We start from the raw sequence: 22,980 nt of genomic DNA, 5'->3' as shown, positions 1-22,980 counted from the left end.
GACGACCGGCCCTATTCGCCCTGCCAGCCCCGCTGCATGGCAAAGGCGGCGGTGGCCTGGTCCATGGTGTTGCGGTGCTGCAGGAACCAGTCGGGCAGGCGTTCGGCCACATAGGCGCGCACGAAGGCAAGGTTGCCGCGGGCGAGGTGGTCGGCGAAGTGCTCCACCTCCGCCAGCACGCGGCGGTGTTCGCCCTTGTGGATGGCGGTGGCGAAGAAGCCGGTCTCGTCCATCAGCACTTCCTCGCGGGCGAAGTGGGCGCGGGTGTGCTCCGCCAGCGCCGCGAAGGCGGCGGGGAAGGCCGCGTCGTCGGCGGCGATGGCGGCATTGAGCTGGTGCACGAACTCTTCGTGGTCGGCGTCGATGAAGCCCACCCCGACCATCAGATCATCGGTCCACTGCATGGTGCTGTCCCCCGGCGTTGGGGACGCCTCCCGCCCTCGCGGCGCCTCTGCGGGTGCCTGGGTTGAAGATGTAGAAAATCCACATCTTTGTCGAGGGCAAAATGGCCCGGTGCCGTCAGGGCGGGCACCGGGCCATTGCAGGAGTGCCGCAGGCGGGCGATGGCGCCTCAGAAGGCGGGGACGACGGCGCCCTGGAACCGCTCCAGGATGAAGGCCCGCACGGTATCGGTGTGGTAGGACTCGACCAGCGTCTTCACCCAGGCGGCATCGGCGTTATCCCCGCGCACCACCACGATATTGGCATAGGGGCTGTCGGCTTCCTCGATCACCACCGCGTCCTTCAGCGGGTTGAGGCCGGCTTCCAGGGCGTAGTTGGTGTTGATGGCGGCGGCGGCGACATCGGGCAGCACCCGCGGCAGCTGGGCGGCATCCACTTCCGTGAAGCGCAGCTTCTTCGGGTTCTCGGTGATGTCGAGCGGGCTCGGGGTCAGGCCGACGCCGTCCTTCAGGCCGATGACGTTCTGGGCCGCCAGCAGCAGCAGGGCGCGGCCGCCGTTGGTCGGATCGTTGGGAATGGCGATCTGGGCACCCTCGGGCAGGGCGTCGAGGCTCTGCACCGAGCGGGAATAGATGCCCATGGGCTCGACGAAGTTTTTCGCCACCGAAACAAGGGTGAAGCCGCGATCCTTCACCTGCTGGTCCAGGTAGGGCTGGTGCTGGAAGCTGTTGGCGTCCAGGTCGCCGTCGGCCAGGGCGGTGTTGGGCAGCACGTAGTCGCTGAAGGGCACGATCTCGATGGTCAGGCCCTTCTCGCGGGCGACGTCGCGCACCACTTCCATCACTTCCTCGTGGCTGCCGGGGGTGACGCCGATGCGGATGGAGGTCTTGTCCTGGGCGGCGGCGGTGCCGGCACCCAGGCCGACGACGGCAGCCAGGGCCACGGCGGCGGCCAGGGGACGAAGGGCGGACAGGGTGAACATGCGTGGTCTCCTCGGTCGGTCGTCTGCAACGCCCGGACGGGCGCCGGAACAGCAAAAAACCGCCACAGCAAAGGGCCGGGCGGTCGACGAACGGGACCTGCTTCGGCTTTAGCTGGATTTGTTGAGCGCCCGCAATCTGAAGATCAAATCGGCGCTGCCGTGGCGGCACATGCCGTCATAGGCCAAAGGCAGCGACCGCCGCCAGCATTTCACGCACATGGCAGGTATGAATGAGATGCAAATCACATTCCCTGCATGCAAAAAGAGACCGGCGCCGCGGCGGACCGCAGCGCCGGCAAGGCAGGGAGCAGGGTGTCCCTGAAGCCTCAGGCCTTCGGCCGCTTGCCGGCCAGCAGGCCCTGGACGGCGTAGGCGAGGATGGTGGTGCCGGCAAGGCCGATGCCCCAGATGATGCCGATCAGCAGCCAGTCCACCGGGCCGCCGGCATCGGTGAAGCCGGAGACGGTGACCCAGGCCATCAGCACCAGCGCCATGACGCCACCGGCGAGGCCGATGACCTCCGACCGGATCAGGCGGCGGCTGTCGATGCGGCCTTCGCGCATCAGCACCACCGCAAAGCCGATCAGGCCGGCAAGGCCGAGCAGCAGCAGGAACCAGAACAGCGGTCCCATCATCTCCAGGAAGACCGACACCAGCACGGCGAGATCAAGATCCTTCATTGCAGTGTCCTCCCCCTCAGGCGCGGCCGCGCAGCATGGAAATGTAGGTCGGCTTCAGCGCCATGGTCTTCATCACCCAGGTGATCCACAGTTCTTCCAGCGGCGCGATGACCCCGGGGAACGACGGCACCAGGTTGTTGTCGTAGTCGAATTCCACCAGCATGGCGCGGCCGAGCTGGGTGATCAGCGGGCAGGAGGTATAGCCGTCGTAGACGCTGGTCGCCTTCGGTCCGCCCAGGTCGGCGATCAGGTGATCGAGCGCCACCGGCACCTGCCACTTCACGCTGGCCGCCGTCTTGCCCTTGGGCACGCCGGCGATGTCGCCGACGCCGAAGACGTTGGCATAGCGCTTGTGGCGCAGGGTGGCCTTGTCCACCTCCATCCAGCCGTCGGCGGCAAACGGGCCTTCCTGCCAGCCGAGCGGGCTGTTGCGCACCGCCATGGGCGCCCGCATGGGCGGCACCACGTTGATGAAGTCGTAGGGGATTTCCGCCTCGCCCTCGGGGGTCTTGAAGGTGGCGACCTTGCGGCCGAGGTCGATGGCGGTCATGACGTGCTCGTACTGTACCTTCACGCCGCGCTCGCGGTAGAGCATGCGCACCTTTTCCGCCACGATGGGCACGCTGAACAGCACCTTGTTGTTGGCGGCGTAGGTGAGTTCCGCCTTGCCGCGGTTGCCGCGGCGGCGCAGGTAGTCGTCGGTGATGAAGGTGTACTTCAGCGGCGCGCCGGCGCACTTCATCTCGGTGTTGGGGCGCAGGAACAGGCCGCGCCCGCCCTCGTCGGCGAACCGGGACATGGCCTGCCAGGTGGCGGCGGCGCCGGCCGGGCTGTGGTAGATGCTGCCAAGGCCGTCCTGGCCGATGCGGGTGGTGTCCATGCCCTGGATGGAGTCGTAATCCAGGTGCAGGCCGGTCGCCACCACCAGGTAGTCGTAGGGCAGCTTCTTGCCGCTTTCGGTGGTGACGGTATTGGCCTCGGGGTCGAACTCGGCCACCCGTTCCTCGATCCACTCGATGCCCTTCGGCAGATATTCGGCGGTGGTGGAGGTGACGTAGCCGGCCGGCTTCAGGCCGCCGGCGACCAGGGTGAAGCCCGGCTGGTAGAAGTGTTCCTTGCGGGCATCGACGATGGTCACCTTGGCGCCGTCCAGCTGCCGCATGAGGCGGGAGGCGGTGGCGAGGCCGGCGGCGCCGGCACCGGCGACGACGATGCGGGCGCTGCTCTTCACCGTCTGCGCCTGCGCCTCCGGTGCGGTCGCCGGCAGCGCCGCCAGCGCCGCGCCGGCCGCCCCCAGCTTCAGCAGATTGCGGCGGCTGAGCGGCCCGTCGACGGGGAACGGCGGTTTCTCGAAAGTGGTCATGCGTCCTGAACTCCCTGCCCCAGACTTTTCTATATGCGACAAGAGTGAATTAGCTCACGCTAATTTTCAAGCCTCTAGAGCGGCGGGATTGGCGGCCCGGCGTAAGCCCTTGGTGGCGGGGCGGAAATGCCCGCTGCGGCGGCAACCGTGGCGTCGTCCTGCGCCTTGCGGTAGAACTGGACCATGACGACCGCCCCCGCATCGCCCCTTGTTTACGTGGTTGACGACGACGCCGCGCTGCGCGATTCGCTGTGCTGGCTCATCCGGTCCGCCGACCTGGAGGTGGAGGCGCATCCCTCCGCCGACAGCTTCCTGCGGGCGTTCAGCGAGGCGCGGCCGTGCTGCATCCTGCTCGACGTGCGCATGCCGGGCATGACCGGGATGGAGCTGCAGGAGGAATTGCGCCGCCGCGGCGCTGCGGCCCCCATCGTGTTCATGACCGGCCACGGCGACGTGCCCATGGCGGTGCGGGCGCTGAAGGCCGGCGCCTTCGACTTCATCGAGAAGCCCTTCGACGACGGCATCATGCTCGACCGCATCCGGGCGGCGGTGGCGCATCATCGGGTGCTGCTGGAGGACCGGGCGCAGCGTCAGGCGGTGCTGGCGCGCTGGCAGACCCTGACACCGCGGGAACGGCAGGTCATGCGGCTGGTGGCCGGCGGGCAGATGAACAAGCGCATCGCCCACGACCTTGACATCTCGCTGAAGACGGTCGAGGTCCACCGGCATAACGTGATGGAGAAGATGGCGGCGGCCTCGGTCGCCGACCTGACCCGGATGCTGCTGGCGCTCGGCGATGCGGCGGCGGACGCCGGGCCGGTGCCGCCCGTGCCGCCGGGACCGTCAGACCGATGACAGCCGGGCGCGGCTGGCCGGCGCGGCGGCAAGGGCGGCGGGCTCGCCTTCCTCCATGCGCCGTTCCAGGTCTTCATGGCGGCGGGCCAGCGCCTCGTGCGCTTCCTGCAGGCAGGCGAGGGTGGCGCGGCGCTCCATCTCGTGGGCCAGCAGGTTGATCAGGTTCTGCACGTCGCCGGCATGGGGGGCAAAGGCGGCGGCGTCGTCGAGCCGCAGGTCGACGAAGCCGAAGGTCTCGCACCCCGACACCAGATCCAGCCGCTTCCATCCCGCCGCCAGCTGCGGCCGGTCGAGCAGGGGCAGGGCGGTGACACGCGCCTCGGCGACGCCCGGCACCTCGGCCAGGGCGGCGGCGGCGAAGGTCTCGAACTGCGTGCGGCCGGGCAGCGAGCGCAGCATCACCGCCAGCATCAGCAGACGCGAGGCCACGTCAGGCATGGCCGTGCGCCTGATGTCCGCAGCCGCAGGCGTGGTCGTGCTCATGCCCGTGCCCGTCCTCGGAGGCGGCGGCCGGCACGTAGTAGGGGTTGGCGAGGATCTGGTTGCGCACCAGCATCAGCGGGTGGGCCTTGACGATGCGGAACAGCAGGTCGCCATCGAAGGCGCGGGCGTCGTACTGGCAGATGGCGCTGAAGGGGTGGGTGCGGATGACGTCGTTGACCGCCTGCTCATAGGCCACCAGCTGGTCGACGCCGGTCAGTTCCGGTTGGCGCGACCATTCCATCTCGCCCGTAAAGAAGACGGTGCCGTTCACCTGGGTCCGCATGCGGTCGTAGCCCTGGCGCAGCAGGCCGAGCATGCGGTCCTTGTCGAACCGTCGGCCGGCGGTATAGACCTCGGCCGCCGGCTCGACGGTGAAGGTCGGCTCGTCCAGCAGGTGGACCGGCACGCCGCGCAGCCGCAGATGATTGCGGATGAGGTCGAGGTCGCTCTCCCACGCGAAATAGGCCGTCGAACCTCCGCCCCGCAGCACCCCGGCCATGATGCGGCCGATGGCATCCAGGCGCTGGTCGGCGCTGTCGTAGATGAAGCAGACGTGCGTTCCGGGTCCGATGGACTCCAGATTGAGCGGTCCCTGCTCGATCATGATTGGTTCCGAGACATTCTGTAGAGGACTCTAATGTGGCACGGCCGGGGGCGGGACGGAAGGGGGCTCTTGGGCCGCCGGGGCCGGCGGCAGCAGGTCGGGGGCGGCATCCTTCAGGCCGACGCCGGTGAGGCCGAGGCGGCGCGCCTCCGCCATTAGCCACGCCAGCTTGAAGGCGGCGGCCTCCGGCGCCAGACCCTCCGGCCGGATGTTGGAGATGCAGTTGCGGTCGCTGTTCTGGCGGCCGGGGGCGGGGTTGCAGGTGATGTAGGCGCCCAGGCTGTCGGGGCTCGACAGGCCCGGCCGCTCGCCGATGAGGATGACGGTCAGGCGGGCGCCGAGGGCGGCGCCGACATCGTCGGCAAGCGCCACCCGCGCCCGCTGCGCCACCACCAGCGGCGCGATGCGCCAGCCGCCGAGGCGCTTCAGGGCCGCCGCCACCACCGCCGCCGCATGGCCTTCCACCGCCCGCACCGACAGGCCGTCGGCGATGACGAACACCGCATCCCAGTCGCCGCGCGGCAGCCGCGCCGCATCGTCGGGGTGCAGCCGGCGGCCGAGGTCGGGGCGCTTCAGGTACTCGGCGCCGTCGGCGGCCTGCGACCGCACCGTCTCCACCGGCAGGCCCAGCGGCGCCAGGGCGGCGGCGCGGCCGCCGGCATCAAGGCTGCTCTTGAGGCTGTCGCGGGCCTCCGCCCAGGCCGCCTGGAAGCGCAGCAGCGGCGCCGTCGGCAGGCCGTCGCCGGCGCGGCCCATGGCGATGCGGGCGGCGGTGTGGCGGCGCAGGAAGGCCCAGGGCTCGTCGCCGGTCATGCCACGTCCTCCCCGCGGTCGCCCGCCGCATCCGCCGTCGCCGTGGCCGGCAGCAGCCGTTGCGCCGCCGTCAGGGCCGGGCGCACGCGGCCGAGGCGGTCGGCGATTTCCATGCGGTGCAGCCAGGCCTCGAACTCCGGCGCTGGCCGCAGGCCGAGGGTGGAGCGGACGTAGAGCGCATCGTGGAAGCTGGTGCTCTGGTAGTTCAGCATGATGTCGTCGGCCCCCGGCACCCCCATGACGAAGTTGACACCCGCAGCCCCCAGCAGGGTCAGCAGCACGTCCATGTCGTCCTGATCGGCCTCGCAGTGGTTGGTGTAGCAGACGTCCACCCCCATGGGCACGCCCAGCAGCTTGGCGCAGAAGTGGTCTTCCAGCCCGGCGCGGATGATCTGCTTGCCGTCGTAGAGGTATTCCGGCCCGATGAAGCCGACCACGGTGTTGGTCAGCAGCGGCTTGAAGGCGCGGGCGACGGCATAGGCGCGCGCCTCAATGGTCTGCTGGTCGCAGCCCCAGTGGGCATCGGCGGAAAGGGCGCTGCCCTGGCCGGTTTCGAAGTACATCACGTTGTCGCCGACGGTGCCGCGCCCGAGCGCCAGCGCCTGCTCGCGCGCCTCGCCCAGCATGGGCAGGGTGATGCCGAAGCTGTCGTTGGCCTTCTCCGTCCCGGCGATGGACTGGAACACCAGGTCCACCGGCGCCCCGGCGGCCATCACCTCCATGGCGGTGGTCACATGGGCCAGCACGCAGGATTGGGTGGGGATGTCGTAGCGCTGGCGGATGTCGTCGATCAGCCGCAGCAGGCGCACCATGGCGGCGGGGCTGTCGGTGGCCGGGTTGATGCCGATGACCGCATCGCCGCAGCCATACATCAGCCCGTCGAGGATGGAGGCGGCGATGCCCTCGGCATCGTCGGTCGGGTGGTTGGGCTGCAGCCGCACCGCCAGCCGGCCGGGCAGGCCGATGGTGGTGCGGAAGGCGGTGACCACCCGGCACTTGCGCGCCACCGCCACCAGATCCTGGTTGCGCATGATCTTGCTGACCGCCGCCGCCATCTCCGGCGTCAGGCCGGGCGCAACCGCCCGCAGCGCCGCCTCGTCGGCGGCGTCGGACAGCAGCCAGTCGCGGAACTCGCCCACCGTCAGGGCCGCCAGCGGCGCGAAGGCGACGGCATCGTGGCCGTCGCAGATCAGGCGGGTGACGGAGTCCTGTTCATAGGGCACCACCGGCTCGGTCAGCAGGCGGGTGAGCGGCAGGTCGGCGAGCGCCAGCCGGGCCGCCACCCGCTCCGCCTCGCTGGCCGCCGCCACCCCGGCCAGCTCGTCGCCGGAACGGCGCGGCGTCGCCTTGGCGAGCAGCTGCCGCAGGTCGGCGAAGCGGTAGGTGGTATGGCCGATGGACTGGGCGAAGGCCATGGCGGCGGTGCTCCTTCCGTGTCCTCTGTGCCGCCAGTGTAGCGCAGAAGGGCGGTCGGGAAAGAGGGATTGCTGCCGGCGCGGGCAGTCTTTTGCACTGCCGCAAATATGGGCAGGGATTAGGGGTATAGGGGCCGCACCCGGTCGGCGATGGGCCCGACCAGCCGCTCGATGCGGGCGCGGGTGGGCGGATGGGTGCGCAGCCAGCCGCCGGCCGACCGCCCCGCCGGCCGCAGCAGACGGGCGAGCCCGCCGCGCGGCAGGGTCTCCAGCTTCACCAGGGCGAGGGCGAGCCCCTGCGGGTCGCCGGTGAGGCGCGCGGCTTCGGCATCGGCGGCAAACTCCCGCCGCCGCGACAGCGACAGGTGGAGCAGGGTGGCCGCCCAGGGTGCGGCGGCGATGGCCAGCACCAGCCACGGCGGCACCGGCGCGGCGGTGAACAGCACCACCAGGATGGCGGCCATCACCCCGAAGAAGGCGAGCGTGTGAACCACCCGGCCGAGCACCGCCGCCAGGGTCATCAGCGCGGTGTCGGCCGCCGCCACGTGCGCCACTTCATGGGCGAGCACGCCGCGCAGCTCGCGCCGGTCCATCACCATGGTCATGCCGTCGGACAGGGCGATGGCGGCGCGGCGGCAGTCGCCCACCGACAGCGCGGTGACGCTGCCGCCGGGCAGGCGATACAGCACCGGCGGCGCTGCCAGTCCGGCGGCGTCGGACAGCTCCACCAGCAGGGTGTAGAGGCCGGGCGCCTGCTGCGGATGCACCGGCCGGGCGCCAATGAGCCGCATGGCGACGGCCGGCGGCACCGTCGCCGCCATGGCCACCGTCGCCACCGCCACCGCCAGGGTCACCAGCAGCCCGTCCGGCCCGGCGATCAGCCAGCCGGTCAGCGCCAGCACGGCGATCATGCCGGCCAGCGACAGCAGCGCATCACCGTGCGTCAGGGCGCGCATCCAGGCCATGGCGGCGGCCTCCCTTGCTTCCGCCGGGGAGCGGTCAGGCGGGTCGGGTCAGAAGCGGCCGGTGTCCTGCACCTGCTGCAGATAGGCCTCGACCGCCTCGTGGTCGATGAAGGCGCCGGAAATCTGCGCCACCAGCATCATGATGGCGGCCCGGTCCCAGCCGGTGAACACCGGCGCCGCCAGGATCGGCTCGCGCCGGAAGGCCGAGATCAGCCCGACGCCCATGGAGCCGAAGAACAGGATCTCGCGGAACGCCGCCATCACCAGCGGCTGCGGCATGATGGAGGCGATGAGGAAGGCGATGGCGATGCCAAGCCCCGCCCCCAGCAGGGCGCGCCGGTTGTGGCGGTCGCGGGCGACCGGGTCCGACAGGTCGATGCGGCCGTCGTCATCCTGCGGCGGCCGGCGCGACCAGCGGCGCGGGCGGTCGTCGCCGCCGTCGTCGCCGCGTTCGGAGCGGAAGAACGGGCCGCGATCGTGGGCCATGGGAGCGTTCCTTCTGTGGCAGGGCGGCGGGGAACCGGAGAGGCCTCCGCCTTCCTGGAATCTGGGGCCGCCAGCGGGGCGTTCAACGCTTATTGCAGGCGGCCGGCGGGAAACGGGCCGGGGCCGGGTTCGGCGACCAGCGCACGGTCGGCATCCACCGCCAGCCATTCCTCCAGCGCCTCCCACGCCGGCAGGGCGCCGTCCAGGCGCTCCACCAGCCGCACCAGCAGGCGCCCGGCGGCCACCTGCAGCAGCAGGTTGCCCGGTCCCCAGATGTTCAGCAGCAGGCCGGTGGTGACGGCATCGCGCAGGATGGCGGCGGCGCGGGCGGCGTGCGCACCGGCGGCCGGCAGGGTGCGGATGCGCGCCGGCTCGCGGCCAAGGCTGCGCCGCTGCTCCAGCCCGTGGGCGAGCAGGTGGGTGCGCAGGGCATCGTCGAAGGAGCGCATGGCGGCATAGCCGCCCTGGGTGGCGAAGGTTTCGCGCAAGGAGGCGAGGGCGGCGACAATGCCGTGGGCCACGTCGGCGCTGCTGGCGCCGTGCTGGGCGGCCTTGCCGACCATGGTGTCGATGAGGGCCTCCACCGCCTGGACGGGCGGGTGGACGGGGCCGGCTGCGCGGACGGCGGCGGCGGCCGGAGCCGCGGCGGCGGGCGAGGGGACGTCGGGTGCGGTCATCGCAAGTATCCTCCGCATGAAGCGATACCCGGTCAGGAACAAGGCGTCGCCTCCCCTGTGGCGGGGCCGGCACGCCACGGTGCCGGAACGGCCACCGATGACCCTGATATCGGCGGAGAAGAAGCTGTTGTCAATGCAGCGGAAAGAGGCGGGGCGGGCCGATCAGGGCCCGCGCCGTCCGGTGCAGCGTTCACGATGTCAACAGGCGGGCGGTGTCAGGCGGCCTTCTCCGGCGCATCCTGCGCAACGGCATCGGCCGACATGGGCGCCACAGGCTCGGTCGCCTGCGACGGCGCCGCCGCCTTGATAGCGATACGGGTGGGCTCAGCCTGTGCCTCGGCGGGCTTCGGCAGGCGGATCGTCAGCACGCCCTTGTCGAACGTGGCTTCGGCCTCGGCGGCCTTGGTCACATACGGCAGGCGGACGGTGCGGGCAAAGCCGCCATAAGACCGCTCGACGAGGTGACGGCCCTCATCACTGGTCTCATGTTCCTCCTTCTTTTCGCCCTTGATCGTCAGCAGGTCACCAGCGACTTCGATGGTGACGTCGTTCTCGGCGACCCCCGGCAGTTCCATCGTCACCATCAGGTGCGTGGGGGTTTCCTGGACGTCCATGCGCGGCACGACCATGGTGGTGGCGGTGCCGGCCGTCATCCGGCCGAAGGTCTCCTCAAACAGCCGCTCCATGTCCCGCCGCATGGCGGTGACAGGGTCGGCATCCCGCGCGACAGGCGCCGCATGGCGTCCCGCCCACGGAACCAAGCTTCTCAGGTCGAGCATGGCGTCCTCCCATCGCTGTGGGAGGCGGATTACCGGCGTCGGAGCCTTCCGGACTGGGAGGCGTCGATACGCCGCATCTACCCGTCCCCGAAGTGAACCGCTGCCGCGTCCTGGCGGCAGCCGGCGGTGGAACCACATCCACCGTCAAGGAAGAATTATACGCCTGCCGGCCCAAGGCCGCAAAAGAAAAAGGGGCGGATGCTCCGCCCCTTCGTCCGGCTGATGACGCGCCGCGGCGGCGGCGGCCGTCAGACGATGTGCTTGCAGGCGGTGATGTAGATGATCCAGCTCATCAGCACCACCACCATGAACAGGCCGAAGTAGAGGATGCCGTACAGGCCGAACACGAAGATGGAGACGTGGCCGAGCAGGAACGCCAGGCACAGGGCCAGCATGCCGAGGCCCTTGAAGGCGGTGACGGCGCGCGGGTGCAGGCGGGTGCCGGTGTGGTCGGTCCAGTCGAACAGCGGCGGCTTGCCGAGAACGGCATTGAGCGCCAGCACCACCACGCCAGCCAGGGCCATGGCGGCGACCAGCTGGCCGAGGAAGACGGTGGCATCGCCGGCGCCGATCAGCTGCGGCAGGCCCCAGGTGGCTGCAGCGGCAACGACGAAGGTCAGGCTCATGACCCAGTTGCCGGCATAACGTGCGGTGAACATCGGGAAGCGGTCCTCTGCGTCGAGCAATCACGGTCGGGCGCAGGGCGGACGATGCGGGCGAAATCCCCGGGGGAGGGGAGGAGGGACGCCCATGCTGCACCGCCGTTGCGCGGGGTGCCCATAGCATGGGTGCGGCATAATCGACAACAAGACTCTGCTATTCCACAAATGGAAAAGGGGCAATCGCTGCAAGCAATTGCCCCTTCTGCCACAAGTCCGCAAAAGAAGTGGGTGAATGAAGGGTCAGGTGCTGACGTGCTTGCCGGCGGTCAGATACACGATGACGGCCAGGCCAATCACCGCCAGCAACACCATCGGCACGATGATCAGCGGCCACTGGAAGAGGTAGATGGCGATGTAGAAGGCGATGCCGCCCAGGCCGACGCCGACCACGCCCAGGGTCCGCAGCCCGGCCTTCACCCCCGGATGCAGCCGCTGGCCGGTTTCGTCGGACCAGTCGATGGCCGGCTGGCCGCGCACGGCGGCGACGCTGCCGAAGTAGACGATGCCGACGGCCGACAGGATGGCGAGCAGGGTCAGCAGGTTGTCGACGCCGCTGGGCAGGGCGGTGGCGGCCCCCTGCACCAGCTGGATGATGACGATGGCCACGAAGAACACCGCGGCGAGCGTCAGGTTGCCGGCGTATTTGGGTGTGAACATCCTTCCTCCGCTGTCAGTTTTTATCGGTGGTCAGATGGCGATGGCCTCGCTTGCCGCCGGCACCAGATGGAAGGCGTCGAACAGCGGATAGGCCATGAACCGCAGCCCCGACAGCGCCAGCGCCAGCAGCACCAGGGTGGTCAGGACCAGACGCAGACGACCGTACCACGGCGGCGTCAAACCCGACAGTGCCGCTCGGTGATCGGCGGCGAAGGCGGCGAGGAAACCGAGCATCATGATGGCGTGCGACAGCGGCGCGCTGAAGGCCAGCGCCGCCCACCCGACCAGCGGCGGCACCACCCCCCACACCAGCATCAGCCGCGGCACGCCGTAGGGCATGCGCAGCACCAGTCCCCAGTGGACGGCGCCGAGGAAGGCGAGGATGACGGCGCCATAGGTGATCTGCGCCTTGTGGGCCATGACGTCGAAGGGGTGGCGGGCCATCCACACCCCGGCCGCGCCGACATAGAACGGGATCAGCCCGGCGAAGCCGAGCACGGCGGCCGTGCGCGCCAGGCGGCGGTGCGTCTGCTGCGGATCGGCGCCGGGCAGGGCGGCGGGGCTGGTGGCGGACATGGGCGGCCTCTCCTGCTGCGGCGGCCGTCGGTGCGGCGGCCGGGTGCGGTGCGATGCTCTCCCCTTCCATACGTTCCAGGTGGGCGGCAGGATCGCCGCCCGCAACCCCGCCCTCCGAACGACCACGGCCGGCACCCCTGAGGGTACCGGCCGTGGCAGTCGTCGGTGCGTCGGCGCAGCTTACTCGGCGGCCGCCCGCGGCGCCTGCTGCGGCTGGCGGAAGGCCTTCAGAAGCTCCGTCTCGCGGGCCTTCTGTTCCTCCACGTTGCGCTCCAGCACGTGCCCGAAGCCGCGCATCTTCAGCGGCAGGGCGGCGATCTCGGTCGCCAGGGCGTGGGTGTCGGGGCGCAGGCCGTCGCACAGTTCCGCCGCCACCGTCTCGAACTCGCCGATCAGGCGGCGCTGCAGCTTGCGTTCCGCCGTGTAGCCGAAGACGTCCAGCGCCGAGCCGCGCAGGCCCTTCAGCTTCGCCAGGGTGCGGAAGGCGCCCATCATCCACGGGCCGAAGGTGGTCTTGCGCAGGCGGCCGGACTCGTCGCGGTTGCCGAGCAGCGGCGGCGCCAGGTGGAAGGTCAGCTTCAGCGACTCGCCCTCGAACTGGTCCTTCAGGGCGGCGTGGAAGCGGCCGTCGGTGTAGAGGCGGGCGACCTCGTACTCGTCCTTGTAGGCCATCAGCTTGAAGGCGCTCTTGGCCACCGCCTCGGCAAAGCCGGTCAGGCCGGGGGTGCGGGTCTTTTCCGCCTGCACGGCGCGGTCGACCAGGCCCTTGAAGCGGGCGGCATAGGCGGCGTTCTGGTAGCCGGTGAGGAACTCCACCCGGCGGGCGACCATCTCCTCGAAGGTTTCCGACAGGCGGCGGTGGGCCAGCGGCGAGGAGGCGGCGGTGTCGGCCGAGCGGTCGACCATGGCTTCCACCGTCTCCGGCGCCACCGCGTAACGGCGGCCCCACAGCAGGGCGGTCAGGTTGGCCTTGATGGCGACGCCGTTCAGCTCGATGGCCTTCTCGATGCTTTCCAGGGTCAGCGGGATCAGGCCCTTCTGCCAGGCGTAGCCGACCATGAACAGGTTGGTGGCGATGCTGTCGCCCATCAGCGCCGTGGCGATGCGGGTGGCATCGACGAAGCTGGCCGCCTCCGCCCCCACCGCCTCGGCCAGGGCATGGCGCACCTGGCTGCGCGGGAAGGCGATGTCCGGCTTGCCGGTGAAGTCGGCCGTCATGGTTTCGTGGTCGTTGATGACGGCGCGGGTGAAGGCGGCGCGCGTCTTGCCCAGCACGTCGAAGGTGCCGGCGGTCAGCATGTCGCAGCCGAGCACCAGGTTGGCGTTGCCGGCGGCGATGCGGCTGGCGTAGAGGCGCGACGGGCTTTCGGCGATCTGCACGTGGGTGACGACGGCGCCGTTCTTCTGCGCCAGCCCGATCTGGTCGAGCACGGAGACGCCCTTGCCCTCCAGGTGCCCGGCCATGCCGAGCAGGGCGCCGATGGTGACGACGCCGGTGCCGCCGATGCCGGTGATGACGATGCCGTAGGGCTCGTCATGGGCCGGCAGCACGGGCATGGGCAGCGGCCCGAAGCCGTCGGAACCGCCGGCGTCCTTGCCGACGCCTTCCGGCGTCTTCTTGCGCACCTTGGCGCCCTCGACGGTCACGAAGCTGGGGCAGAAGCCCTTCAGGCACGAGAAGTCCTTGTTGCACGACGACTGGTCGATGGTGCGCTTGCGGCCGAATTCGGTCTCCACCGGCTGCACCGCCACGCAGTTGGACTGCACGCCGCAGTCGCCGCAGCCTTCGCACACCAGCTCGTTGACGAACACGCGCTTGTCGGGATCGTGCATCTTGCCGCGCTTGCGGCGGCGGCGCTTCTCGGCGGCGCAGGTCTGATCGTAGAGGAGCAGGGTGACGCCCTCCACCTCGCGCAGTTCCTTCTGCACTGCCTCCAGGTCGTCGCGGTGGCGGAAGGTGACGCCCTCCGCCCAGGGGGTGCCGATGGGGTACTTGTTCGGGTCGTCGGCGACCACGACGATGCGGCGCACGCCCTCGGCCGCCAGCTGCTGGGTGATCTGCCACGGCGTCAGGGTGCCGTCCACCGGCTGGCCGCCGGTCATGGCGACGGCGTCGTTGTACAGCAGCTTGTAGGTGATGTTGGCCTTGGCGGCGACGGAGGCTCGCACTGCCAGGATGCCGGAGTGGAAATAGGTGCCGTCGCCCAGGTTGGCGAAGATGTGCTTTTCCTCGGTGAACGGCATCTGGCCGATCCACGGCACGCCTTCGCCGCCCATGTGGGTGAAGGTGGAGGTGGAGCGGTCCATCCAGGTGACCATGTAATGGCAGCCGATGCCGGCTACGGCGCGGCTGCCTTCCGGCACCTTGGTGGAGGTGTTGTGCGGGCAGCCGGCGCAGAAATAGGGCACGCGCTTGATCGGGCTGACCGGCGTTTCCAGGCTGCGCTCCTTGGCCTCCAGCCACTCCAGCCGCTGCTGGATGGACGGCGCGGTGTAGAACTGGGCCAGCCGCTCGGCGATGACGCGGGCGATGCGGGCCGGGGTCAGCTCGCCGTTGGAGGGCAGGATCCAGGTGCGGTTTTCGTCGAACTTGCCGACCACGCGGGGGCGCACGTCCTCCCGCCAGTTGTACAGCTGTTCCTTCAGCTGGTTCTCGATCAGCGCGCGCTTTTCCTCGATGACGAGGATTTCCTCCAGCCCCTGGGCGAACTCGCGCACGCCTTCGCGCTCCAGCGGCCAGGGCATGCCGACCTTGTAGACGCGGATGCCGATTTCGGCCGCCTTGCGCTCGTCGATGCCGAGGTCGTGCAGGGCCTGGCGGACGTCCAGGTAGCTCTTGCCGGTGGTGACGATGCCCAGGCGCGGGGTCGGGCTGTCCATCACCACCCGGTTCAGGCCGTTGGCGCGGGCGAAGGCGAGCGCCGCATAAAGCTTGTGCTTCATGAGGCGGTGTTCCTGCTCCAGCACGGCATCGGGCCAGCGGATGTGCAGGCCGCCGGCCGGCATCTCGAAGTCGGTCGGGATCTTCACGTCGATGCGGTGCGGGTCGACGGCGATGGAGGCGGAGCTGTCGAGGACCTCGCCCAGCGCCTTGAACGCCACCCAGCAGCCGGAATAGCGCGACATGGCCCAGCCGAGCACGCCGTAGTCGACGATTTCCTGCACGTTGGCCGGCGCCAGCACCGGCATCATGAAGTCCATGAAGGCGTATTCGGTCTGGTAGGCGACCGTCGACGACTTGGCGGCGTGATCGTCGCCGGCCAGCAGCAGCACGCCGCCGTTCTTGGCGGTGCCGGCCATGTTGGCGTGGCGCAGCACGTCGCCGGAGCGGTCGACGCCCGGACCCTTGCCGTACCACATGCCGAACACGCCGTCGTACTTGGCGCCGGGGAACAGGTTGACCTGCTGGCTGCCCCACACGGCGGTGGCGGCCAGATCCTCGTTGACGCCGGGCTGGAAGTGGATGTTGTGGCGCTTCAGGTGCTCGCGCGCCTTCCACAGTTCCTTGTCGAGGCCGCCGATGGGGCTGCCGCGATAGCCGGAGATGAAGCCGGCGGTGTTCAGCCCCGCCGCCTGATCGCGCTCCCGCTGCATCATCGGCAGGCGGGCGAGCGCCTGAATGCCGGTAATGTAGATGCGCCCTGACGACAGGGTGTACTTGTCGTCCAGCGTGACGTTGGCGAGGAAGGTCATGCGGTGTCTCCCGAGTGCCAGGACGGTTCTGCCGCCGCCCTTGCGTTGGTCCCTGTGCGCGCCCGCGGGCCGGTGCGAGCCGGGCAGGCGATGAAAGAATATTTAATGGCAGGAAACGTGACCTACAATGGGGAATCGCCGACCGGCGCGCTAAGGAAAGGATCGGTCGACAGAGGCGGGCGTGCAAGCAATGGTGCGCACGCACCGGCGCCCGCGGCGCAACGATGGGTCCGAGGCGCCGGAGCAAGGGCTGCGGGCGAATGCCGCGATCAGGCGGAGTCGGCGGCCCGCGGCACCTTGAGGAGTGCGCTCAGCACTGCAACCGCCCCGATGGCACCGCCGATGGCCATGTAGACCTTCTGCGTCTCCAGGGCGAGCTTCAGGATGTCGCTGGAGAAGATGGCGCCGATCATGAACACGAAGGGGACCAGCGAGGTCGCATTCAGGATGTCATTGGTGACGGTCTTGCTCGACAGACACGCCTTTCCGTGCAGCCCGACAAGGACAGCCGACCGGGTGGCGGCGACCAGAATGGCGAAGAGGAATATCCCGATGTCGAGCGGGTTCCCGTCGAAGCTCATGTCAGCCGACGAGGTGCAGCGTCTTGATGGCGACGGCCGCACCAATACCACCCAGGGCAGCGGACGCCCAGTCAATGGCTTCGGTGGTGTCGATCCCGAGGAACCCGGTGACGATCCCCACCAGCGCCACGCCCAGCACGCAGCCCCCGCCGATCAGCCGGGTCCAGGACGCAAAGCGGTCAAGCTGGCGGTTGCTCATGCTCTCATCCTCATGAACGTACTACGGGTATCAGATACACCATCCCGCCCCGCTGTCAATGCGGGCTCGCGCCTGTTCGCCTGAGGCCGCCCCGCCGCCGCTATTTCTCGTACAGCCCGTCCAGCATCTCGCCATAGGCGGCGCGGATGACGTGGCGGCGGATCTTCAGGGTCGGGGTGAGCATACCGTTCTCAACCGTGAAGGGCTCCGGCGCCACGCAGAAGCGGCGGATCTTCTCGATGTTCGACAGGTTGCGGTTGACCCGGCCGACGGCGGCATCCATGGCGGCCAGGAACTCCGGCTCGGCGTGGATGGCCAGGTCGGCGGGGTCGCGCTCGTGCTTGCGGGCCCAGACCTTCACCCAGTCCGGGTCGGGCACCAGCAGGGCGACCAGGTGCGGCCGGCGGTCGCCGTAGACCATGGCCTGGGCGATTTCCGCCTCCAGGGTCAGGAAGCCTTCCACCCGCTGCGGCGCCACGTTGTCGCCGCCGGAGTTGACGATGATGTCCTTCTTGCGGTCGGTGATGACGATGTTGCCGTCGTCGTCCAGGTGGCCGATGTCGCCGGTGTGCAGCCAGCCGTCGCCGTCGATGGCGCGGGCGGTGGCGGCGTGGTCGTTCCAGTAACCGCGCATGACCAGCGGCCCGCGCACCAGGATCTCGCCATCGTCGGCGAAGCGCACCTCCACCCCCTTCAGCGGCGGGCCGACGCTTTCCAGCCGCACCTTGCCGGGGCGGTTGACGCTGATCACCGGCGCCGCCTCAGTCTGGCCGTAGCCCTGCAGGATGGGCACCTTCAGCGCCATGAAGAACAGACCGACGTCATAGTTGAGCGGCGCCCCGCCGGACACCAGCGCCTTCAGCCGGCCGCCGAACCGCCCCGCCACCTTGCGCCGCACCAGCCGGTCGAGCAGCCAGTTGAGCATCCGCTCCCACAGTCCCAGGCGGCAGCCTTCGTGGCGCTTGCCGCCCAGTTCCAGGGCCTTGAAGAACAACGTCTTCTTCAGCCCTTCCTCCTTCTCCATCACCCGCAGGATGCGGCCGCGCATGAATTCATACAGGCGCGGCACGGCGGTGGTGATGGTCGGGCGGACTTCCTGGAAATTGTCCGACAGCTTGTCGATGCCCTCGGCGTAATAGATCTGGGCGCCGATGGTCATGGGGAAGAACTGGCCCGCCGAGTGCTCGTAGGAATGCGACAGCGGCAGGAACGACAGGAACACCTCGTCCCCCAGGCCGAGGGTTTCGAGCACGTCGAACGCGCCCATGCAGTTGGTCAGGATGTTGCGGTGGGACAGCATCACCCCCTTGGGCGCGCCGCCGGTGCCGGAGGTGTAGATGATGCAGGCGACGTCGTCGGCCGAGGCCGTCTCCCACCGCGCCGGCCGCGGCTGGTCGGCGCCGACCGCGAGCAGCCCGTCCCAGGTGATGGTCTCGACGCCCGGATTCTGCGCCAGCGCCTGGTCGTCCATGGTGACCACCAGCGGCGGGATGCGCGCCTGCCCGGCGGCGCCGAACACCCGCTTGGCCAGCTGCCGGGTGGAGACGATGACCGCCTTGGCCTCGGAGTCGTTCAGCACATGCAGGTGATCGGCCACCGTGTTGGTGGTGTAGGCGGGCACCGTCATGGCCCCCAGCACCATGATCGCCACGTCGGCGATCAGCCATTCCGGCCGGTTCTCGGCGACGATCATCACCCGGTCGCCGGGGCCGATGCCCTGGGCGGCGAGGCCGTTGGCCAGAGCGTCCACCCGCGCCGCCACCTCCCGCCACGAAAGCGGGTGCCAGGCGTTGTCGGTCTTGCGCCACAGGAACGGCCGCTCATCCAATGCGGCGGCCTGTTCGTAGAAGACGCGGGGCAGGGTGGTTGCCGTCTCGAAGTCGATGGCGCGGCCGCCGGTCGCAGTCACGTGTTTCCTCCGCTTGTGCGCCCTGTTTGCGGGCTCTTATACGTTAGATACGCTTATGGCAATTTTCTTGCTCACGCTGCAACTGATACCCATATCGCGCTCGCATTCTCCGACCTCCAGGGAGCCTACCAGATGACCGACGCCGCCGCCGCTGCCGCCGCCCCCACCGTCGCCCAGGACCTGCCGGTTTGGGACCTGTCCGACCTGTATCCGGGGCCGCGCTCGCCGGAGCTGGAGGCGGACCTGACCCGCACCGGCGACCTGGCCCGCGCCTTCGAAGAGCGCTGGGCCGGCCGCATCGCCGCGCTGGACGGCGCCGCCCTGGGCGAGGCCATCGCCGAGTACGAGCGCATCACCGAAACGCTGCACAAGATCTACAGCTACGCGCAGCTGCTGCACGCGGGCGACGTCGCCAACCCGGAAATCGGCCGCTTCTACCAGGACATCCAGGAGCGCGGCACCGAGATCTCCTCGCACATGATCTTCTTCACCCTGGAGATCAACCGCATCGACGACGACGCCCTGGCCGCCATGCTGGCCGACCCCGCCGCCGCCCGCTATGCGCCGTGGATTCGCGACGTCCGTGCCTTCCGCGCCCACCAGCTGTCCGACGAGCTGGAAAAGATGCTGCACGACAAGGACGTCGCCGGCCGCAGCGCCTTCGTGCGGCTGTTCGACGAAACCATGGCATCGTTGCGCTTCCCGGTGGACGGCGAGGAGCTGACCATCACCCAGGTGACCGACCGCCTGTCCAGCCGCGACCCCGCCAAGCGCAAGGCCGCTGCCAAGGCCATGGGCAAGGTGCTGCAGGACAACGGCCGCCTGTTCGGCCTCATCACCAACACGCTGGCCAAGGACAAGGAGATCGAGGACCGCTGGCGCAAGTACGACCGCCCGGTGTCGGCCCGCAACCTCGCCAACCAGGTGGAGGATGAGGTGGTGGACGCCCTGGTGACGGCGGTGAAGGACAGCTTCGGCAGCCTCAGCCACCGCTACTACGCCCTCAAGGCGAAGTGGATGGGTGTCGACAAGCTGGATTACTGGGACCGCAACGCGCCGCTGCCCGACGATGCCGACCGCCAGTATTCGTGGGACGAGGCGGTGAAGATCGTGCTTGGCGCCTACGAGCGGTTCTCGCCGGACCTGGCGGCGGTCGGCCGCCGCTTCTTCGACAACCCGTGGATCGACGTGCCCGCCCGCCCCGGCAAGGCATCGGGCGCCTTCGCCCATCCGGTGGTGCCGAGCGCCCACCCCTACCTGCTGCTCAACTACATGGGCCGCGGCCGCGACGTCATGACCCTGGCGCACGAACTGGGCCACGGCTGCCACCAGATCCTGGCCGGCGAGCAGGGGCCGCTGCTGTCGGCGACGCCGCTGACGCTCGCTGAAACCGCCAGCGTGTTCGGCGAGATGATGACCTTCCGCGCCATGGTCGATGCCGAAACCGACCCCAAGCGCCGCCGCGTCATGCTGGCGAGCAAGGTGGAGGACATGCTCAACACCGTGGTGCGGCAGATCGCCTTCCACGAGTTCGAGCGGCAGGTCCACGACGAGCGCCGCAAGGGCGAACTGTCGACGGAACGGCTGGGCGAAATCTGGATGCAGTGCCAGCAGGACAGCCTCGGCCCGGCATTCCGCTTCGACGACGAATACGCGGCTTACTGGGCCTATATTCCGCACTTCATCCACTCGCCGTTCTACGTCTACGCCTATGCCTTCGGCGACTGCCTGGTGAACGCCCTCTATGCCGTCTACCAGGACGGTGCGCCCGAGTTCCAGGCCCGCTACCTGGAGCTTCTGCGCGCCGGCGGCACCAAGACCCACCGCGAGCTGCTGGCGCCGTTCGGGCTCGATGCCTCCGACCCGCAGTTCTGGAAGCGGGGGCTGTCGGTGGTGTCCGGCTTCATTGATGAACTGGAAGAGGTATCCTGACACCATGGCCGATACTCCTCGGGACGAGGCGGGTGGCGAGCGGCGCTTCGGCGGCCGCATCCGCCGCTATGCCGAAGTGGGCACCGCCGTCAGCGGCCTCGCCGCCCGGCTGGCGGGGGAACGCTTCCTTGGCATCAAGATCGACAAGGCGCAGCATGCGTCCGACCTGCGGGCGGCGCTGGGCGGCCTGAAGGGGCCGCTCATGAAGGTGGCGCAGATCATGTCCACCATCCCCGATGCCCTGCCCGAGGAGTACACCCTGGAACTGGCGCAGCTGCAGGCCAACGCGCCGCACATGGGCTGGCCGTTCGTCAAGCGCCGCATGACGGCCGAACTGGGGCCGGACTGGCCGCGTCGCTTCACCGAGTTCGAGCACGAGGCGACGGCCGCCGCCTCGCTCGGGCAGGTTCACCGGGCGGTGCATCCCGACGGCCGGCGGCTGGCCTGCAAGCTGCAGTACCCGGACATGGATTCCGTGGTGGAGGCGGACCTGCGGCAGTTGCGGGTCATCATCGGCATCTACCGCCGCTATGACCGCGCCATCGACCCGTCGGACATCCACGACGAGATCGCCGACCGCCTGCGGGAGGAACTGGATTACCGGCGCGAGGCCCGCAACATGCGCCTCTACGGCCTGATGCTGGCCGACGAACCGCACGTCCATGTGCCCGAGCCGGTGGAGGACCTGTCCACCCGCCGCCTGCTGAGCATGACCTGGCTTGACGGCCGGCCGCTGCTGAAGGTGGCGGAGGAAGCCGACCAGGAGCAGCGCAACCGCATCGCCCAGAACATGCTGCGGGCGTGGTACGTGCCGTTCTACCGCTACGGCGTCATCCACGGCGACCCGCACCTCGGCAACTACAGCGTCCGCCCCGACGACAGCGTCAACCTGCTGGATTTCGGCGCCGTGCGGGTGTTCCGGCCGCGGTTCGTGAAGGGCGTCATCGACCTTTACCGCGCCATCCGCGACGACGATCAGGCGCTGGCGGTGGAGGCCTACGAGACCTGGGGCTTCACCGGCCTGTCGAAGGAAATGATCGGCGTCCTCAACCAGTGGGCGGGGTTCCTCTATGCGCCGCTGCTGGAGGACAAGCCGCGCGCCATCGCCGACACCAACTCGGGCATCTACGGCCGCTCGGTGGCGGAGAAGGTGCACGCCGACCTGCGCCGCCTGGGCGGGGTGAAGCCGCCGCGCGAGTTCGTGCTCATGGATCGCGCCGCCATCGGCCTCGGCTCGGTGTTCCTGCACCTGAAGGCGCATGTGAACTGGTACCGGCTGTTCCAGGACCTGATCGGCGATTTCGATGTCGATGCGGTGGCGGAGCGGCAGAGAAAAGCCCTGGACAGCGTCGGGCTGACCGTGGCAGAGGACAAGGCGACCGTCGCCAAGGGCTGACGGCGCCGCCTTTCCCGTTCCCCGCCACAGACCGGACCCGTCGATGCGCCTGCGCCTGCTTGCCGCCTCCGCCCTCGTCCTGACCGCCGTTGCCGCCGCCGCCCCTGCCCAGGCGCAGCAGCAGCAGCAGCCGACGTATCTCGACATCGCCGCCGTGGTCAACGCCCGCCAGGACACCATGAAGGCCATGAACCGGGCAATGAAGGAACTGGCGGCGATGATCGAGGAAAACCAGAACTTCGACGCCGCCCGCGTGGCCGAACTGGCCGGCGTCATCCAGGACAACACCGCCAGGATCCCGCACCAGTTCCCTCAGGGCAGCCTGATCCCCGGATCGGAAGCCACCAAGGACGTGTGGGAAGACCCCGAGGCCTTCGCCGAACGCTCCCGCGATGCCAACGTGGCGGCCGAGGCCCTGGCCGACCGCGCCTCGCTGGTGGAGGACGCGGACGGCCTGCGCCGGGCCTTCAAGGACGTGGCGCTATCCTGCCGCGCCTGCCACCGCACCTATCGGAAGCCGTTTTAATTTAGGCCCTCACGCGCCGGGCGCGCGCTGACCGCGCGCTTGGCTCACGCGGCATAAGCCGCGCGGCGCGGTCGCGCCGTGCAGCCGGCAAGCACCTATCGGAAGCCGTTTTAATTTAGGCCCTCACGCGCCGGGCGCGCGCTGACCGCGCGCTTGGCTCACGCGGCATAAGCCGCGCGGCGCGGTCGCGCCGTGCAGCCGGCAATGAGCAGGCTCATCGCCGGCTGAGTCTGATTCAGCCCTCACGCGCCGGGCGCGCGCTCATCGCGCGCTTGGCTCCCGCGGCAGGGGCCGCGCGGCGCGGTCGCGCCGTGCAGCCGGCAATGAGCAGGCTCATCGCCGGCT

General features: G+C 69.5%; 23 protein-coding genes. 4 read left to right on the top strand and 19 right to left on the bottom strand.

Annotation, left to right across the window (positions count from 1 at the left end):
- Nucleotides 1-11: 11 nt before the first annotated feature.
- From ABD056_RS04425 to ABD056_RS04410, 4 genes are all read right to left on the bottom strand, one after another.
- The gene (locus ABD056_RS04425) at nucleotides 12-404 is read right to left on the bottom strand and encodes a bacteriohemerythrin (RefSeq protein ID WP_343864798.1); all 393 of its coding nucleotides are present in this window, start codon (nucleotides 402-404) and stop codon (nucleotides 12-14) included.
- A gap of 167 nt (nucleotides 405-571) precedes the next feature.
- Nucleotides 572-1,384 carry a MetQ/NlpA family ABC transporter substrate-binding protein gene (locus tag ABD056_RS04420; RefSeq protein WP_343864796.1) on the bottom strand — a complete coding sequence of 271 codons (813 nt, stop codon included), beginning with the start codon at nucleotides 1,382-1,384 and terminating at the stop codon, nucleotides 572-574.
- 326 nt (nucleotides 1,385-1,710) lie between these two features.
- Nucleotides 1,711-2,064: a DUF5368 domain-containing protein gene (locus ABD056_RS04415; protein ID WP_343864794.1), complete on the bottom strand. Its 354-nt coding sequence runs from the start codon at nucleotides 2,062-2,064 to the stop codon at nucleotides 1,711-1,713.
- A gap of 16 nt (nucleotides 2,065-2,080) precedes the next feature.
- Entirely contained in the window at nucleotides 2,081-3,427 is a 1,347-nt protein-coding gene (locus ABD056_RS04410; RefSeq protein WP_343864792.1) for an NAD(P)/FAD-dependent oxidoreductase, read from the bottom strand.
- Between the two features lie 183 nt (nucleotides 3,428-3,610).
- Between ABD056_RS04410 and ABD056_RS04405 the strand changes: the two genes are divergently transcribed.
- Entirely contained in the window at nucleotides 3,611-4,282 is a 672-nt protein-coding gene (locus ABD056_RS04405) for a response regulator transcription factor (RefSeq protein ID WP_343864790.1), read from the top strand.
- Here the strand turns inward: ABD056_RS04405 and ABD056_RS04400 are convergent.
- The 15 genes from ABD056_RS04400 to ABD056_RS04330 all read right to left on the bottom strand — a co-directional run bounded on the left by ABD056_RS04400 (nucleotide 4,271) and on the right by ABD056_RS04330 (nucleotide 18,781).
- On the bottom strand, nucleotides 4,271-4,720 hold the full coding sequence (locus ABD056_RS04400) for a hypothetical protein (RefSeq protein WP_343864788.1): 450 nt from the start codon (nucleotides 4,718-4,720) through the stop codon (nucleotides 4,271-4,273). The genes ABD056_RS04405 and ABD056_RS04400 overlap by 12 nt on opposite strands.
- Nucleotides 4,713-5,369 carry an MEDS domain-containing protein gene (locus tag ABD056_RS04395; protein WP_343864786.1) on the bottom strand — a complete coding sequence of 219 codons (657 nt, stop codon included), beginning with the start codon at nucleotides 5,367-5,369 and terminating at the stop codon, nucleotides 4,713-4,715. The genes ABD056_RS04400 and ABD056_RS04395 overlap by 8 nt, the downstream gene beginning before the upstream one ends.
- Before the next feature lie 30 nt (nucleotides 5,370-5,399).
- Complete coding sequence (gene eutC / locus ABD056_RS04390; RefSeq protein WP_343864784.1) at nucleotides 5,400-6,182, bottom strand: ethanolamine ammonia-lyase subunit EutC; 783 nt, start codon at nucleotides 6,180-6,182, stop codon at nucleotides 5,400-5,402.
- The gene (locus tag ABD056_RS04385) at nucleotides 6,179-7,597 is read right to left on the bottom strand and encodes an ethanolamine ammonia-lyase subunit EutB (RefSeq protein WP_343864782.1); all 1,419 of its coding nucleotides are present in this window, start codon (nucleotides 7,595-7,597) and stop codon (nucleotides 6,179-6,181) included. The genes eutC and ABD056_RS04385 overlap by 4 nt, the downstream gene beginning before the upstream one ends.
- A gap of 119 nt (nucleotides 7,598-7,716) precedes the next feature.
- The gene (locus tag ABD056_RS04380; protein WP_343864780.1) at nucleotides 7,717-8,562 is read right to left on the bottom strand and encodes a zinc metalloprotease HtpX; all 846 of its coding nucleotides are present in this window, start codon (nucleotides 8,560-8,562) and stop codon (nucleotides 7,717-7,719) included.
- A gap of 48 nt (nucleotides 8,563-8,610) precedes the next feature.
- Nucleotides 8,611-9,048 (bottom strand): hypothetical protein, encoded by a 438-nt coding sequence (locus tag ABD056_RS04375; RefSeq protein ID WP_343864779.1) that lies wholly within the window; start codon nucleotides 9,046-9,048, stop codon nucleotides 8,611-8,613.
- 89 nt (nucleotides 9,049-9,137) lie between these two features.
- The gene (locus ABD056_RS04370; protein ID WP_343864777.1) at nucleotides 9,138-9,725 is read right to left on the bottom strand and encodes a hypothetical protein; all 588 of its coding nucleotides are present in this window, start codon (nucleotides 9,723-9,725) and stop codon (nucleotides 9,138-9,140) included.
- Nucleotides 9,726-9,940: 215 nt separating this feature from the next.
- A complete protein-coding gene (locus ABD056_RS04365; protein WP_343864775.1) occupies nucleotides 9,941-10,504 on the bottom strand; it encodes an Hsp20/alpha crystallin family protein in 564 nt (187 codons plus the stop codon).
- Between the two features lie 248 nt (nucleotides 10,505-10,752).
- A complete protein-coding gene (locus ABD056_RS04360) occupies nucleotides 10,753-11,163 on the bottom strand; it encodes a hypothetical protein (protein ID WP_343864773.1) in 411 nt (136 codons plus the stop codon).
- A gap of 243 nt (nucleotides 11,164-11,406) precedes the next feature.
- Complete coding sequence (locus ABD056_RS04355) at nucleotides 11,407-11,823, bottom strand: hypothetical protein (protein ID WP_343864771.1); 417 nt, start codon at nucleotides 11,821-11,823, stop codon at nucleotides 11,407-11,409.
- Nucleotides 11,824-11,853: 30 nt separating this feature from the next.
- Nucleotides 11,854-12,399, bottom strand: a complete 546-nt coding sequence (locus ABD056_RS04350; protein WP_343864769.1) for a DUF3429 domain-containing protein — start codon at nucleotides 12,397-12,399, stop codon at nucleotides 11,854-11,856.
- A 180-nt stretch (nucleotides 12,400-12,579) separates the two neighbouring features.
- Complete coding sequence (locus tag ABD056_RS04345; RefSeq protein WP_343864767.1) at nucleotides 12,580-16,092, bottom strand: indolepyruvate ferredoxin oxidoreductase family protein; 3,513 nt, start codon at nucleotides 16,090-16,092, stop codon at nucleotides 12,580-12,582.
- A gap of 269 nt (nucleotides 16,093-16,361) precedes the next feature.
- Complete coding sequence (locus ABD056_RS04340; protein ID WP_343864765.1) at nucleotides 16,362-16,673, bottom strand: hypothetical protein; 312 nt, start codon at nucleotides 16,671-16,673, stop codon at nucleotides 16,362-16,364.
- 1 nt (nucleotide 16,674) lies between these two features.
- Complete coding sequence (locus tag ABD056_RS04335) at nucleotides 16,675-16,872, bottom strand: hypothetical protein (RefSeq protein ID WP_343864763.1); 198 nt, start codon at nucleotides 16,870-16,872, stop codon at nucleotides 16,675-16,677.
- A 100-nt stretch (nucleotides 16,873-16,972) separates the two neighbouring features.
- A complete protein-coding gene (locus ABD056_RS04330) occupies nucleotides 16,973-18,781 on the bottom strand; it encodes an AMP-dependent synthetase/ligase (protein WP_343864761.1) in 1,809 nt (602 codons plus the stop codon).
- 132 nt (nucleotides 18,782-18,913) lie between these two features.
- On the opposite strand from ABD056_RS04330, the gene ABD056_RS04325 reads away from it, so the two are divergent.
- Genes ABD056_RS04325 through ABD056_RS04315 form a run of 3 tightly spaced genes read left to right on the top strand, consistent with a single transcriptional unit; the run spans nucleotide 18,914 to nucleotide 22,635 of the window.
- Entirely contained in the window at nucleotides 18,914-20,713 is a 1,800-nt protein-coding gene (locus ABD056_RS04325; protein ID WP_343864759.1) for a M3 family oligoendopeptidase, read from the top strand.
- A 4-nt stretch (nucleotides 20,714-20,717) separates the two neighbouring features.
- Entirely contained in the window at nucleotides 20,718-22,109 is a 1,392-nt protein-coding gene (locus tag ABD056_RS04320) for an ABC1 kinase family protein (protein WP_343864758.1), read from the top strand.
- A 43-nt stretch (nucleotides 22,110-22,152) separates the two neighbouring features.
- Complete coding sequence (locus tag ABD056_RS04315; protein ID WP_343864756.1) at nucleotides 22,153-22,635, top strand: c-type cytochrome; 483 nt, start codon at nucleotides 22,153-22,155, stop codon at nucleotides 22,633-22,635.
- The last annotated feature ends 345 nt before the right edge of the window (nucleotides 22,636-22,980 follow it).

The organism is Caenispirillum bisanense, assembly GCF_039523075.1.
Classification (GTDB): domain Bacteria; phylum Pseudomonadota; class Alphaproteobacteria; order Rhodospirillales; family Rhodospirillaceae; genus Caenispirillum; species Caenispirillum bisanense.
Note: the sequence above shows the minus strand (reverse complement) of the source record. Positions and strands in the feature narration are given on the sequence as shown.